The sequence below is a fragment of the Bacteroides fluxus YIT 12057 genome, assembly GCF_000195635.1.
Lineage (GTDB): Bacteria > Bacteroidota > Bacteroidia > Bacteroidales > Bacteroidaceae > Bacteroides > Bacteroides fluxus.
Genome location: NZ_GL882605.1, coordinates 1 through 14,377, shown reverse-complemented (window position 1 = coordinate 14,377; position 14,377 = coordinate 1). Strand labels below are relative to the sequence as shown.

The 14,377-nt window shown below is 49.1% G+C and carries 12 protein-coding genes; 1 reads left to right on the top strand and 11 read right to left on the bottom strand.

Annotated elements, in window-relative coordinates:
• Positions 1-25: 25 nt before the first annotated feature.
• A complete protein-coding gene (locus HMPREF9446_RS00475; RefSeq protein WP_009123469.1) occupies positions 26-2,074 on the bottom strand; it encodes a dipeptidyl-peptidase 3 family protein in 2,049 nt (682 codons plus the stop codon).
• A 103-nt stretch (positions 2,075-2,177) separates the two neighbouring features.
• A complete protein-coding gene (locus HMPREF9446_RS00470) occupies positions 2,178-2,642 on the bottom strand; it encodes a helix-turn-helix domain-containing protein (RefSeq protein WP_009123468.1) in 465 nt (154 codons plus the stop codon).
• A gap of 280 nt (positions 2,643-2,922) precedes the next feature.
• On the opposite strand from HMPREF9446_RS00470, the gene recQ reads away from it, so the two are divergent.
• The gene (gene recQ / locus HMPREF9446_RS00465; RefSeq protein WP_009123466.1) at positions 2,923-4,734 is read left to right on the top strand and encodes a DNA helicase RecQ; all 1,812 of its coding nucleotides are present in this window, start codon (positions 2,923-2,925) and stop codon (positions 4,732-4,734) included.
• Between the two features lie 3 nt (positions 4,735-4,737).
• Here the strand turns inward: recQ and HMPREF9446_RS00460 are convergent, their stop codons facing one another.
• From HMPREF9446_RS00460 to HMPREF9446_RS00420, 9 genes are all read right to left on the bottom strand, one after another.
• A complete protein-coding gene (locus tag HMPREF9446_RS00460) occupies positions 4,738-5,589 on the bottom strand; it encodes a tetratricopeptide repeat protein (protein ID WP_009123465.1) in 852 nt (283 codons plus the stop codon).
• Positions 5,590-5,604: 15 nt separating this feature from the next.
• Positions 5,605-6,555 carry a cysteine synthase A gene (gene cysK / locus HMPREF9446_RS00455; RefSeq protein WP_009123464.1) on the bottom strand — a complete coding sequence of 317 codons (951 nt, stop codon included), beginning with the start codon at positions 6,553-6,555 and terminating at the stop codon, positions 5,605-5,607.
• A 347-nt stretch (positions 6,556-6,902) separates the two neighbouring features.
• Positions 6,903-7,961 carry a 3-isopropylmalate dehydrogenase gene (gene leuB, locus HMPREF9446_RS00450; RefSeq protein WP_009123463.1) on the bottom strand — a complete coding sequence of 353 codons (1,059 nt, stop codon included), beginning with the start codon at positions 7,959-7,961 and terminating at the stop codon, positions 6,903-6,905.
• A gap of 6 nt (positions 7,962-7,967) precedes the next feature.
• Positions 7,968-8,213 carry a hypothetical protein gene (locus HMPREF9446_RS00445; RefSeq protein WP_009123462.1) on the bottom strand — a complete coding sequence of 82 codons (246 nt, stop codon included), beginning with the start codon at positions 8,211-8,213 and terminating at the stop codon, positions 7,968-7,970.
• Positions 8,214-8,225: 12 nt separating this feature from the next.
• Positions 8,226-9,776, bottom strand: coding sequence for an alpha-isopropylmalate synthase regulatory domain-containing protein (locus tag HMPREF9446_RS00440; protein ID WP_009123461.1), 1,551 nt, complete (start codon positions 9,774-9,776; stop codon positions 8,226-8,228).
• On the bottom strand, positions 9,766-10,365 hold the full coding sequence (leuD, locus tag HMPREF9446_RS00435) for a 3-isopropylmalate dehydratase small subunit (RefSeq protein WP_009123459.1): 600 nt from the start codon (positions 10,363-10,365) through the stop codon (positions 9,766-9,768). Before leuD ends, HMPREF9446_RS00440 begins: the two co-directional genes overlap by 11 nt.
• A 341-nt stretch (positions 10,366-10,706) precedes the next feature.
• Entirely contained in the window at positions 10,707-12,101 is a 1,395-nt protein-coding gene (gene leuC / locus HMPREF9446_RS00430) for a 3-isopropylmalate dehydratase large subunit (protein ID WP_039968160.1), read from the bottom strand.
• Between the two features lie 81 nt (positions 12,102-12,182).
• Positions 12,183-13,679 carry a 2-isopropylmalate synthase gene (locus HMPREF9446_RS00425; RefSeq protein WP_009123457.1) on the bottom strand — a complete coding sequence of 499 codons (1,497 nt, stop codon included), beginning with the start codon at positions 13,677-13,679 and terminating at the stop codon, positions 12,183-12,185.
• A gap of 369 nt (positions 13,680-14,048) precedes the next feature.
• Positions 14,049-14,327, bottom strand: coding sequence for a hypothetical protein (locus tag HMPREF9446_RS00420; protein WP_009123456.1), 279 nt, complete (start codon positions 14,325-14,327; stop codon positions 14,049-14,051).
• Between the last annotated feature and the right edge of the window lie 50 nt (positions 14,328-14,377).

Below are 14,377 nucleotides of genomic sequence, written 5' to 3'. Positions count from 1 at the left end.
GTCGCGCAGGGCGCGAAGTTGTCTTTTAATTATTCATCGAAGGCAGATTGGAATAGTCCTTGCTATAACGCAACATCTGTTCGGCATAGCCTTCGTCATAAGTCACTTTCACATCGGTAATCTTACCGTCGGCATCCGTCACGGCTTCATACTTGGGATTGACAAAGCCTTTATAAGGCGCCAGATTGAGTTTCTTGTAACGCTCCAGCACTTCGGCATGCAAAACCGGATCGACTTTCACCGCATACGTTTCCACCAAATCACGGGCAGCCTCAAAATCTCCGGTGGACTTGATCCGCTGTATCTCGGCAAGCAATTCGCCAAACAGCTGACGGAGTTTTCCGTAGTCGTTCACCACCACGTAAGTCTTGCCGTCTTTCTTCACCATTTCCACCACTTTGTCGGCGGCTCCCTTCTCAAACACCCAACGGGCAATGAGCTGACGGTTGCGCATGTGTGCTTCCTCCACATGATTGCCCGGTTCGATGCGGACCAGTTGCGTCATCAGCCCGTTCATCAGATAAGTATAGTATTCGGCTTTAAAAGCATCAGCGTCCGGAGTCAGTCCCAATTCCACCAGTTTCGGATCTGCCACATAATAGAGTCCGAACAAATCGGCACGGGCTTCCTCGATGGTAGAGCCGTATGCTTTCAACGCATCCGGATCAACACCCGGCAGAAGCTTTCCCGAACCATGTCCCAGACATTCATGCAAGTCGGTATGCAGGTCACCGGTCAGGTCGGCATACTTGTCTATCAGCTGAAGTTCGGTGTCGCTATATACAAACTCTTCGTTGAAACCGTTGCCGTGCGCAGCCTTGTTGTAAGCATCGGTGATGTTGCCAATCGTCACAGACTTGGAACCGTGCTGACTGCGGATCCAGTTCGCATTGGGCAAGTTAATGCCGATGGCGGTAGCAGGATATAAATCGCCTGCCAAGATGGCGGCAGTAATGACCTTGGCCGATACCCCCTTCACTTCCTCCTTCTTGAATTGCTTCTCTACCGGAGAACGGTCTTCAAACCACTGTGCATTGCCACTGATCAATTCCGTGCGACGGGTAGCCTCCAAATCCTTGAAATTCACCAAAGACTCCCAACTGGCCTTCATGCCAAGAGGATCTCCGTAGCTTTCGGTAAATCCGTTCACAAAGTCAACGCGTGAATCCAAATCCTTCACCCAAAGAATGGCATATTCATCAAAGGCCTTCAAATCACCGGTCTCGTAGAATTCCACCAGTTTGGCAATCACCGCTTTCTGCCCGGGTGTCTCTGCAACGCCTTCCGCCTTCTTCAGCCAATAGACAATCTTCTCAATGGCAGGCCCGTAAAGACCGCCCGCTTTCCATACTTTCTCCCGGACCTTGCCGTCCACTTTTACCAGACGGCTGTTCAGTCCGTATGAAACGGGTGTTTCATCTTTCGGATCCTTGAGGGCATTATAAAAGTCCTCAGCCTCCTTCTGCGTCACGCCTTCGTAGTAGTTGCAGGCGGAAGTCAACACCAAGTCCTCACCGGCAGCCTGGTTCACCCGCTTCGGCATTACCCCGGGATCGAACATGACGGGGAAAACCTCCTCGCACAACTGTTCCACGGTCTGCCCTCCGGCAAGCGGCAAGGCAGAAGCGTCCACACTCTGCACTGCCTTTCTGAAGAAATCCGGCGTAAATCCCGGCGTAAACTTCTCACAGCCATAATGGTGATGGATACCGTTGGAAAACCATACCCGCTTCAGATAAACCTCCATAGCCTTGAAGTCGGGAGTGCTCCTATCTCCTTTATAGCCGGTATAAACCGCCTCCAGCATCCGGCGGATGGTCAGATTGTATTTACCATTCTGGTCAAACAGAACATCTCTTCCCTGCAAAGCAGCCTCCGTCAGGTAATAAACCAACTCTTTTTGTTTGAGCGATAAATCCTCAAAACCGGGTACGCGATAGCGTAAAATCTGTAAATCTGCAAATTGTTCCACTGTGTAATCAAATTTTTCTGCCTCGGCAGTTGTTTTTCGGGTTCCGCCACAAGCTGTCAATAACGAGAGGGCGGCTACCATAGAAATTAGTTGTTTCTTCATGTGTCGGGAGTATATAGAGTGTTGGTTTAAAAAAGACGAAAAGGAAGTATCCCGAAACAACCGTTCCGGAATATTTCCTTTCTATTCATTCAACCATGCAGGGTTATTTCTTTTTTTCCGCGTGTCTTTTACGATAACCGTTAGGTGTCTCACCTACATTTTTGTAAAAGGCAGCGTAGAATGACTGACGGTTAGCAAAACCAACCATCGTACTGATCTCTTCCACATTTTTGTCGGCATATCTTTTATCTGTCAACAGATGCATAGCTTCTTTTACTCTATATTCATTCAGTAAGCAAGAATAATTCATGCCGAAACGCGAATTCACGACTGCAGACAAGTAGCGGGTATTGGTCTGCAACTCTTTAGCCAAATCCTTGGCAGAATAATCCTGATCCCTATACTTCTTGCCAACGACAACGATATTCATAATCTTGTCATACAACTCGTCTGCCAACTCCGGACGTATCAGCGAACGGTATGCAGCGTCCTTTTCTTTCTTCTCACGCAGGTTGTAAGGACGTTTCTTCGGTTCCTTTTCCTGCGCCTTGTTTTCTAAATCACTCATTGAATTAACTGGTTAGGGTTGTTTAAAAATGGAAATCCAAAGGATTTTCCCTTAGACTTTACAAAAGTCTGACATTTTTTTTTAATACGCAACTTTTCAAGTACATATTTTTGATAGATAAACAACGAAAAAGGTTGAAAAGAAGGCTTCTGAACTAATTAATAAGAAACTTTAACTTTTTATTAAAAGATTATGATATAAAAACACACTTGCATTTCTGTTTGTAGTTTATACAATAATTAATGTACCTTTGCACCTCAGAATATATGCCCCGAACTTTATGCTACAAACACTGAAAACATACTTCGGTTACGACAGTTTCCGTCCTTTGCAAGAAGAAATCATCCGTCATCTGCTGGCCCGCAAGGACGCACTGGTACTGATGCCCACAGGGGGCGGAAAATCCATTTGCTACCAGCTTCCCGCCTTGCTCTGCGAAGGCACTGCCGTGGTGGTTTCTCCCCTGATTTCCTTGATGAAAGACCAGGTTGAATCCTTGGTTGCCAACGGCATAGCCGCCGGTGCGCTGAACAGCAACAATGACGAGACGGCAAACGCCGCCCTACGCCGTGCCTGCACGGAAGGCAAGCTGAAACTGCTCTATATCTCACCCGAAAAACTGTTGGCCGAAGCCAATTACCTGCTACGGGACATGCACATTTCATTGTTCGCCATCGATGAAGCCCATTGCATCTCACAATGGGGACATGACTTCCGTCCGGAATACACCCAAATGGGCATCCTACACCAACAGTTCCCGCACGTCCCCATCATTGCGCTGACCGCTACGGCCGACAAAATTACCCGCGAAGATATTATTAAACAACTTCATCTTGAGCAACCGAAGATTTTCATTTCTTCTTTTGACCGTCCCAACCTCAGCCTTGCCGTAAAGCGGGGCTATCAGCAGAAGGAGAAAAGCAAAGCCATCCTTGACTTCATCGGCAGGCATCCGGGAGAGAGCGGCGTCATCTATTGCATGAGCCGGAGCAAGACGGAGTCTGTAGCCCAAATGTTGCAGAAGCAGGGCATCAAGGCAGCCGTTTACCACGCCGGGCTATCTGCCGACAAAAGGGACAGGGCACAAGATGATTTCATCAATGACCGTGTACAAGTAGTATGCGCCACAATCGCTTTCGGCATGGGCATCGACAAGAGTAATGTACGATGGGTCATTCACTACAATCTGCCCAAAAGCATCGAGAGTTTCTATCAGGAAATAGGCCGTGCCGGACGGGACGGACTGCCCAGCGACACTCTGCTCTTCTATTCCCTCGCGGACCTCATCCTGCTTACTAAATTTGCTACGGAAAGCGGACAGCAAAGCATCAATATAGAGAAGCTGCAACGCATGCAGCAATATGCTGAAGCCGACATCTGCCGCCGCCGTATCCTGCTCAGTTATTTCGGGGAAAACACTACTCACGACTGCGGAAACTGCGACGTATGCAAAAATCCTCCGGAACGTTTTGACGGTACAATAATCGTACAAAAAGCGTTGAGCGCCATTGTACGTACCGACCAGCAAATAGGAACGGGCATCCTGGTGGATATATTACGGGGCACCTTGAGTCCCGAAATAGCGGAACGGGGCTACCACCATCTGAAAACCTTCGGTGCCGGACGTGAAGTACCCGCCCGCGACTGGCAGGATTACCTGCTGCAGATGCTCCAGTTAGGTTACTTCGAAATTGCCTATAATGAGAACAACCACTTGAAAATCACTGCAAGCGGAAGCGATGTCCTGTTTGGAAGAGCCAATGCACAATTAGTGGTGATCCGGCGTGAAGAAGCGGCAGACAGCAAACGCGGACGCAAGCGCAAGTCCACGGCTCCTGCTCCGGAACTGCCATTGGGACTGCCCAACACAGAAAACGGAGAGTTGTTTGAAGCCCTGCGCCAACTCCGGAAACGCCTTGCCGACCAAGAAGCGCTCCCCGCCTATATAGTGCTTTCGGACAAGGTGCTCCACCTGCTCAGCACCTCCCGCCCCACTACCATAGAAGCATTCGGGAATATCAGTGGCATAGGTGAATATAAAAAGAAAAAATATGGAAAAGATTTCGTTGAACTGATAAAGAAATATCATTAACTATTATTTACATCTTTGCAACAACTCACGCACCTCTGACTGGGGGATCCCCAAAGATACAGCCTTCTCGAAATCACGTTTCGCCAAGTCCTTTTTCTTCTGGGAAAGATAAATTTGCCCCCGCGTCAGATAGGTTTCCGGCTGCGAGGCATCCAGGCTGACGGCTTCCTCCAAATCTATCAAAGCCAGATCAGTATGCTTCATATCCTGTTCCACTCCGGCACGTGCCACATAAAGCAAAGCATAAAGCGGAGTACTGATTTGTGCCGTTCCATCCGTCTTATCCGCTATCATTCTGTTTAACAAAGAAAGCGCCTCCTCATAGTTGCCCTCTTTCTGCTCCAACGTGGCAAGCCCCAAACGTCCGTTATAACTCAGCGGATTAAGTTTCAGAAGCCGTTCATAATCAGACCTTGCAGCTTTATAGTCCCGTTTCTGCCTGTAGATATAGGCACGCATCAGCAAGGCCTCCTGATTGCCGGTTTCCATGTCCAAGACAAGCGAATAATCTACCCTTGCCAGTTCATCCTTACCCAGTTCAAGATACAAGGCGGCACGGTTCAGCAGGATAGGTACCGTGCGCGGCGCGATGTTCAGTGCGAACGTATAAGATTCAAGCGCCTTTTCATAGTCGCGCTGACGGCGTTGTATCGTGCCCAGATTGGAAAACAACAGGGCATTATGCGGATTGGCAGGTTCCAGTTTCAGCGCCTTCCGGATATACTCCTCGGCCTGTGCCAAGCTGTCTTGTTCCGTAGCGGCAACGGCACGCTCACTAAGTTCCTCATAAGTCTGGGCAAATGCCGGGACCGCTGCTGCGCCCCACAGAAGGCAAGAAAGAATCAATTTCTTCATATTACGGTTTTATTATCAATCCAAAGGATAGGTATCAAAAGCGAACAACTCTGTTGACAAATATCTCTCACCCGTATCGGGCAGCAAAGCCACAATCATCTTGTCCGCCATCTGCGGGCGCTCTGCCAACAAACGGGCCGCATAGACAGCCGCACCGGAGGATATCCCCGCCAGCAGCCCTTCTGTAGAAGAGAGCTCGCGGCCGGCACGGATGGCTTCATCATCGGGAACCGGAATCACCTCATCCACCACAGAGGCGTCATAAATGGAAGGGATGAAATTGGCTCCGATACCCTGTATGCGGTGCGGCCCTGCTTCTCCACCCTCCAATACAGGAGAAGATGCAGGTTCCACGGCAACAATATAGATACCGGGGTTATGTTTTTTCAAAGCACGCGCCACTCCGCACACCGTACCTCCTGTACCCACACCTGCAACAAAAACCTCCACTTTACCCTCCGTATCTGTCCAGATTTCCTCACCGGTGGCCAGTTCATGAGCCTTTGCATTGGCAGGGTTTTCAAACTGCTGCAAAATAACGGAGCCGGGGATCGTTTCACGCAGTTCTTCAGCCTTGGCAATAGAGCCCGCCATGCCTGCCAATCCGTCAGTCAACACGATCTCGGCACCCAGCGCTTTCAGCAGATTCCGTCGTTCAACGCTCATCGTCTCGGGCATGGTCAGTATCAGATGATACCCTTTGATGGTAGCCACCATCGCCAGCCCCACCCCTGTATTCCCGCTGGTAGGCTCTATGATGGTGGCACCGGGACTCAAGGCCCCGCGTGCTTCGGCATCTTCAATCATGGCAAGCGCCACACGATCCTTTACGCTTCCCGCCGGATTAAAGGCTTCCAGTTTAGCCACTATATTCCTCCGCATCCCATACTTACGGCCATATCCGGCCAGTTCCATCAACGGCGTATGACCGATGAGTTCCGTCAATTTCTTTGCAATCTTTGCCATAACAGATAGATTATTTCAACCTGACACAAGTAACAAACATGATTCATCACAATCTCCGTTCAAGCTCTGCGGATATCCGTCCGCACCGTGCGAATACATATTCAAGCACTGTGAATATCCGTTCGCGCACTGTGAACAGAGTTCTCTTTATACAACAAGGAACTTTTCTCCTTGTACCGCAAACTTTTTATAGTAATACCGTACCATTTTCCCGTTAACTTTCCGACCTCACCTTGGCACGGAGAACAAGCGAACCGTCCATAAAAAAGGGCCGTACCAAGTTATTCCCGGTACAGCCCTACAAAGTTAGGAAAAATCCTGTTGTTCCTTTCTTCCATTAATAAAGATTAGCGCTTGATGGCTTCCACAATCCAGGCGCCCACCTCTCTCGTTCCATACTTGGCACCGCCTTCCACCTGGATTTCGGGTGTACGCACATGGGCGTCCAGCGAAGCATCCACCACCTTACGTATCAACGCACCTTCCTCTTTCAAGTCGAAGTACTCGAACAGCATGGCTACGGAAAGAACCTGTGCCAACGGATTGGCTATGTTCAAGCCCTTGGCTTGCGGCCAGCTTCCGTGAATCGGTTCGAATACCGGCGTGCTTTCACCCGTGGAAGCAGAGGGAAGCAATCCCATAGAGCCGCTGATAACCGAACCCTCGTCCGTAAGGATATCACCGAACGTGTTCTCCGTTACCATCACATCGAAGAATTTGGGTTCCTGGATCATCTTCATGGCGGCATTATCCACAAACATGTAGTCGGTAGTCACTTCCGGATATTGAGGCGCCATCTCCTGGGCAATCTGGCGCCACAGGCGGCTTGAAGCAAGCACATTCGCCTTATCGACCACCGTGAGATGCCTGTTACGCTTCATGGCGTATTCAAAGCCGACTTTCAAGATGCGTTCTATCTCGGGACGGGTGTACATGTTCGTGTCGTATGCCTTGTCATTATCCTGGTATTTTTCGCCGAAGTACATACCACCGGTCAGTTCACGGATACAGATGAAATCCGCACCCTCTACCAGTTCCGCACGGAGCGGAGACTTATGCAGCAGACATTTGAAAGTCTGCACCGGACGGATATTGGCAAACAGTCCCAGTTTCTTGCGCATAGCCAGCAGGCCTTGTTCGGGGCGTACTTTGGCGGTAGGGTCATTGTCGAATTTCGGGTCGCCTACGGCAGAGAACAGTACGGCGTCCGCATTCTTACAAGTCCGGTAAGTCTCCTCCGGAAAAGGGTCACCCACTTTGTCAATCGCATCTGCCCCGCAAATGGCATATTCATAACTAACCTTGTGTCCGAATTTCTCACAAACGGCGGTCATTACCTCCACGCCTACGGCGGAAATTTCCGGGCCGATACCGTCACCGGCCAATACTGCAATTTTAAAATCCATAATTGTTTATTTCTTCTTTAATTCATTCGTTATTTTATCTTTCATCGCCTTGTTCTTGCGACGTTGCTTATCGCCCATTACAAAACCGGCGGTCAACATCAGCGTCCCCAGCAGGTCATACCCCTCCAAAGACAACTCACCACCCCACCAGCGCATAAGTACACGGAAAAGCAGCACCATACAGGCGAAACAAATATAACTTACCTTGGGGTTCTCTTCAAAATAAAGAGAGATTTTCTTAAACACCTTCATTGGTTCAAAAGATTAGTCTGTTGCTCTGTCATATTCACCTTCTATGATATTCAGCATTTTCACAGTCGCCTTGATGGCAGCCTCCGTCTGGTCGGCATCCAATCCGCGTGTGCGAAACACCTTGTCTTCAAAGCTCCAGGTGATAACCGTCTGCACAAAAGCATCCGTACGACCGCCGGGAGGAATGGTCACGGCATAATTCGTCAGCATCGGGAACTTGCGTCCCAACGTTATTTTGTATATCTTGCGCAAAGCCCGTACAAAAGCATCGTACTGACCGTCTCCACTGGAACTTTCTTCATATTCCTTGCCATTGATTTCTATCTTCAGCGTAGCCATAGGCTTCAGCCCGTAGGCCAGATTCACGATATAGCTTTTGAGATTGACACGCTCTTCCACCACTCCATGCTTCAAGACGTCCGACACGATGTAGGGCAAGTCTTCCTGCGTCACCAGTTCCTTCTTGTCTCCCAGCTCGATTATACGTTCCGTAACCTTGCGCATGGCATCTTCATCCAGCTGCAAGCCCAGATCCTCCAGATTCTTCCGTATGTTTGCCTTGCCGCTGTTCTTGCCCAGAGCATACTCCCGCTTGCGTCCGAAACGTTCGGGCAAGAGGTCATTGCAATAGAGGTTGCTTTTATTGTCACCGTCGGCATGCACGCCCGCCACCTGTGTAAACACGTTTTCACCCACAATCGGCTTGTTGGCGGGAATCACGATGCCCGAATACGATTCCACCACGCGGCTCACATCGTTCAAGCGGCTCTCGTCAATGTTCGTAACGGCACTGAAATGATCCTTCAAAATGGCCTGCACGCTGGCAAGCGGCGCGTTTCCGGCACGCTCACCCAACCCGTTGATCGTGGTATGCAACCCTTTACAGCCACTCAGTACGGCTGCCAGCACATTGCTGACGGCAAGGTCGTAATCATTATGGGCATGGAAATCAAAGTGTGCCGACGGATAGCGTTTCACCATCTTCCGCATAAACTCAATGACCTGCAGGGGATTCAAAATGCCCAATGTATCGGGCAGCATATAGCGCTGTATATGAGTCTGCATCAGCGCATCCATCAACCGGAAAACATATTCGGGCGAATCTTTCATGCCGTTGCTCCAGTCTTCCAGGTAGATGTTCACCTCCATATCCTGCTCATTGGCGTAACCCACCACTGCCAGGATATCTTCAATATGCTCTTCGGGAGATTTCTGAAGCTGGCAGGCACAATGCTTCAACGAGCCCTTGCACAGCAGATTGATGACACGGCAACCGGTAGCGTGAATCCAATCGACCGAAGTATGCCCGTCCACAAAACCGAGCACTTCCACCTTCGGCAACATATTCCGGCGGGCGGCCCAGTCACAAATCATCTTCACCGCATCAAACTCCCCTTCCGATACACGGGCAGATGCCACCTCCACCCTATCCACTTTCAGTTCCTCCAGCAGCAGACGGGCAATCATCAGTTTCTCATGAGGTACAAAGGACACTCCGCTGGTCTGTTCGCCGTCGCGGAGCGTGGTATCCATGATTTCTATCTTCGGATGATTATGCTTCATTTTTCTTTTCCCAGGTTTCTATCTTATCTTTGTTTTCTACCAGGAAATCAATGTCGTCCAGGCCATTCATCAGGCAATGTTTCTTATAGGCATTGATTTCAAAAGGCTCGCTTTTGCCCGTAGCCTTGTTGGTGATTGTCTGTTGGGGCAGGTCCACTTCCACTTCCATTTTAGGATCGGCAGAGATGGAGTCGAACAGTTCTTTCAAGAACGGTTCGCTCACCACCACCGGAAGAACAAAGTTATTCAACTCGTTATTCTTGTGGATATCGGCAAAGAAGCTCGATACAACTACACGGAAACCATAGCCGGCAATGGCCCAGGCAGCATGCTCACGGCTTGAGCCCGAACCGAAATTCTTCCCTGCAACCAAAATCTGCCCGCCATAAGTGGGATTGTTCAGCACAAAGTCCTTATTCAGGGAGCCATCCGGATGATAACGCCAGTCACGGAACAAATTATCACCGAAAAATTTTTCTTCACGGGTAGTCGCCTTCAGAAAGCGTGCAGGAATAATCTGGTCCGTATCCACATTCTCCAACGGAAGGGGCACACAAGTACTTGTTATGATATTGAATTTCTGTTTCATTGTTGCTGTTATTAGATTGTTCTTTGTTCACCGTAGAGGACATAGAGGTTCTCCTCTTATATTGTTTTCGGATAGATTACGTTGTTTTCTTTCAGACAAATCATATTGTTTTCGGACAGATTCTATTTTTTTTCAGACAGAAGAACATAAACTATGCAGAAAAGTACTATGCAATACAGCAAAATCAGTTCTTTTATTCCTATGTTCTTCTGCTTTTTATTCTCTTGCTTTTCTGTACTTTTACTCTTTTGTTCTTTTACTCTTATGCTCTTTTGTCCTTATGTTCTTTTGTCTAAAAAAAGATCTGTGCCTCCTGTATCCTCTCTGTCGTAAACCCTAATTCAAATAAATTCTCTCGGATCCGTAATCACCCCTGTCACCGCAGCTGCGGCAGCTACCAAGGGGCTGGCAAGCAAGGTGCGCGCCCCCGGTCCCTGGCGTCCCTCAAAGTTACGGTTGCTGGTCGATACGGCATACTTGCCGGCGGGCACCTTGTCGTCGTTCATCGCCAGACAGGCAGAACATCCCGGCTGGCGAATGGCGAAGCCTGCCTCTTCGAGTATCTTGTCAATCCCTTCCTCACGGATCTGCGCATCTACCATCCAAGAGCCCGGAACCAGCCACGCCACCACATCCTCCGCCTTCTTACGCCCCTTCACAATGGAAGCAAAGGCACGGAAATCCTCGATACGCCCGTTTGTACAGGCACCCAGAAATACGTAGTCAATCTTCTTGCCCAGCAATTTCTCGCCCGGCTGAAAGCCCATATAATCCAGAGATTTCCTGAAAGAAGCCTGTGCAGCCTCGCCCATACCCTCGGTAGTGGGAATATTCCGCGTAATGCCCATGCCCATGCCGGGATTGGTGCCGTATGTAATCATGGGCTCGATATCCGCCGCATCAAAACGGACCTCCTTGTCGAAGACGGCATTATCGTCGCTCTTCAACGTTTTCCAATAGGCCAGTGCCTTGTCCCATGCCTCACCCTTCGGAGCATATTCGCGTCCTTTGATGTACTCGAAAGTCACTTCATCCGGAGCAACCATACCGCCGCGCGCTCCCATCTCTATACTCAGATTGCACAAGGTCAGACGGCCTTCCATAGTCAGGCCGCGCACCGCTTCGCCCGCATACTCCACAAAATAGCCGGTGGCACCGCTGGTCGTCATCTTCGACATCATGTACAATGCCACATCTTTTGCCGTCACCCCTTTGCCAAGTTTGCCGTCAACAGTGATGCGCATCGTTTGGGGACGGGTCTGAAGGATACACTGCGAAGCCATCACCATTTCCACCTCACTCGTACCGATGCCGAAAGCAACCGCTCCCATGGCACCGTGGGTAGAAGTGTGCGAGTCACCGCACACGATGGTCATCCCCGGCAAAGTCAGTCCGCGTTCGGGGCCTACCACATGGATAATACCGTTCTTCTTGTCCATCATGCCAAAGTGAGCCAAGCCAAAATCTTCCGCATTCCTGGCCAGCGTATCCACCTGGGTCTTCGACACCGGGTCCGCGATAGGCTTGTCCTGGTCATGCGTCGGCGTATTGTGATCCGGCATACAGAAAATCTTTTCCGGACGGAAACACTTGAGTCCCCGTTCACGCAGCCCGGAGAAAGCCTGCGGACTGGTTACTTCATGGCAATAAAGCCTGTCTATGTAAAGCTGTGTGGGACCATCCTCCACTTTTTGCACCACGTGGGCATCCCAGATTTTATCAAATAATGTATTCATATTCTTTAGTTGTCTGTTACAAGCTACGGGCAACAAGAGCCTTCCCGGCATCTTACCTACGCAACTTGCAAACCATTCATTTTACTTCTTAAACTTATTGATACAGTCGATGTAAGCTTCCACCGAAGCGGCAATAATATCCGTGTTGGCACCGAAGCCATAATATACATGGTTGTCATATTCCACCTGCATGTGCACCTTACCCATATCGTCACTCCCCTTGCTGATAGCCTGGATTGTAAATTCCTTCAGCGTCATGTGGCGGTCGATGATTTTCTTCAGAGCCTTGATGGCCGCATCCACCGGGCCGTTTCCACTGGCGGCCGCCTCAAACTTCTCGCCGGAGATGTTCAGCCCCAGACTGGCTACGGAACGGACTCCCACTCCACTGGTCACCTGCAGGTACTCCAGTTTGATACGGTGGTTCCGGGTACGGTCAGCCCCCGCCAATACCAGGACATCATCATCATTGATGTCTTTTTTCTTGTCGGCAAGCTTCAAGAATTCTTCATAGACATGATCCAGCTTCTCCTGGGTCAGCTGTACCCCCAATACCTGCAGACGATTCTTCAGGGCTGCACGTCCGCTGCGTGCGGTCAGTACGATAGAACTGTCGTCAATGCCTACGTCATGCGGATCGATAATTTCATAAGTCTGCACATTCTTCAGCACGCCGTCCTGATGAATCCCCGAAGAGTGGGCAAAAGCATTGCGTCCCACGATGGCTTTATTGGGCTGCACCGGCATGTTCATCAGACTGGATACCATACGGCTGGTAGGATAAATCTTCTGGGTATTGATGTTGGTTTCAATGTCAATGTCCTTATGACATTTGATGATCATCGCCACTTCCTCCAAAGAAGTATTTCCGGCACGCTCGCCTATACCGTTAATGGTCACCTCCACCTGACGCGCACCATTCAGCACTCCCGCCATCGTGTTTGCGGTAGCCATCCCCAAGTCATTATGACAATGCGTGGAGAGAATGGCATTGTGAATACCATCCACGTTTTCCATCAGATATCTAATCTTGGCACCGTACTCGTCCGGCAGGCAGTATCCCGTAGTATCGGGAATGTTCACCACCGTAGCTCCCGCCTTGATCACAGCTTCCACCACACGGGCCAGATACTCATTGTCCGTACGTCCGGCATCTTCAGCGTAGAATTCCACGTCATCCACAAACCTGCGGGCATACTTTACGGCGGCTACCGCACGTTCGATAATCTCCTCGCGGTTGGAATTGAATTTATACTTGATATGAGAATCGGAAGTGCCGATGCCTGTATGAATACGCTTATGTTTGGCAAACTGCAAAGCCTCTGCCGCAACGTCGATATCTTTTTGGACAGCACGTGTCAAGGCACAGATAGTGGGCCATGTCACAGCTTTGGAAATCTCAATCACGGAATTAAAGTCCCCCGGACTTGAAATCGGGAATCCGGCTTCAATCACATCCACGCCCAAAGCTTCCAGCTGCCTGGCTACCTGAATTTTCTCTACCGTATTCAACTGGCATCCCGGAACCTGCTCACCGTCACGGAGCGTTGTGTCGAAAATAAATAACTTGTCACTCATTGTTTATTGTATTTATAATTATATTCCATAAAAAAAGCCTTTCGCACCGGGGAAGTGAGAAAGGCTTCTATATATCGTTTCGTCCTACATATATTTACGCACAGCACTCACTTCCACTAAACCTTGCCAGTAGAATACTAATACCACACAGTAGAATATATGTAAAGTTCTGAATCATCTTTTTTTTATCTTGATGCTGCAAAGGTAGAGATTATTTTGTAGCGTACAAATAAATTCATTACTTTTTTCAAAGAATAAATATCATTTTATAAGTTAGCTGACAACATTCGCTTAAATATATCACAAAAAAAAGGCATACCGGTCATGGTACGCCTTTTTCCTATAGTTCAATCCGATACGAATCCTGAATTACTTCTTGTCGCAGGCCTTATCGCACTCCTTCTTGTCGCAGGCAGTTTTGTCACAAGCAGTTTTGTCACAAGCCTTGTCACATTTCGCACTGTCACAGGCAGCGGATCCGTCAGCCTGGCAACAAGCCTTGGCAGAGTCACAAACTTGTTCTGTCTGTGCAGCACAGCAAGAATCACCGGCAGACGCATTTGCATCAGCAGCTTTTTTGTTACCACAAGAAGTTAGAGCGAAAGAAAAAGCTACTGCTACAGCAGCCAATAAAACTTTAGTTTTCATACTTTCAATTAGCTTTAAACATTGATAATAATTAGTTCAGCGGCAAATAT

Excerpts from the sequence above, each read along its gene's own strand:
- HMPREF9446_RS00440 (WP_009123461.1), bottom strand. The coding sequence starts at position 9,776 with ATGAAGCATAATCATCCGAAGATAGAAATCATGGATACCACGCTCCGC.
- leuB (WP_009123463.1), bottom strand. The coding sequence starts at position 7,961 with ATGGATTTTAAAATTGCAGTATTGGCCGGTGACGGTATCGGCCCGGAA.
- HMPREF9446_RS00445 (WP_009123462.1), bottom strand. The coding sequence starts at position 8,213 with ATGAAGGTGTTTAAGAAAATCTCTCTTTATTTTGAAGAGAACCCCAAG.
- HMPREF9446_RS00460 (WP_009123465.1), bottom strand. The coding sequence starts at position 5,589 with ATGAAGAAATTGATTCTTTCTTGCCTTCTGTGGGGCGCAGCAGCGGTC.
- HMPREF9446_RS00475 (WP_009123469.1), bottom strand. The coding sequence starts at position 2,074 with ATGAAGAAACAACTAATTTCTATGGTAGCCGCCCTCTCGTTATTGACA.
- leuC (WP_039968160.1), bottom strand. The coding sequence starts at position 12,101 with ATGAATACATTATTTGATAAAATCTGGGATGCCCACGTGGTGCAAAAA.
- leuD (WP_009123459.1), bottom strand. The coding sequence starts at position 10,365 with ATGAAACAGAAATTCAATATCATAACAAGTACTTGTGTGCCCCTTCCG.
- HMPREF9446_RS00470 (WP_009123468.1), bottom strand. The coding sequence starts at position 2,642 with ATGAGTGATTTAGAAAACAAGGCGCAGGAAAAGGAACCGAAGAAACGT.
- recQ (WP_009123466.1), top strand. The coding sequence starts at position 2,923 with ATGCTACAAACACTGAAAACATACTTCGGTTACGACAGTTTCCGTCCT.
- HMPREF9446_RS00425 (WP_009123457.1), bottom strand. The coding sequence starts at position 13,679 with ATGAGTGACAAGTTATTTATTTTCGACACAACGCTCCGTGACGGTGAG.
- cysK (WP_009123464.1), bottom strand. The coding sequence starts at position 6,555 with ATGGCAAAGATTGCAAAGAAATTGACGGAACTCATCGGTCATACGCCG.
- HMPREF9446_RS00420 (WP_009123456.1), bottom strand. The coding sequence starts at position 14,327 with ATGAAAACTAAAGTTTTATTGGCTGCTGTAGCAGTAGCTTTTTCTTTC.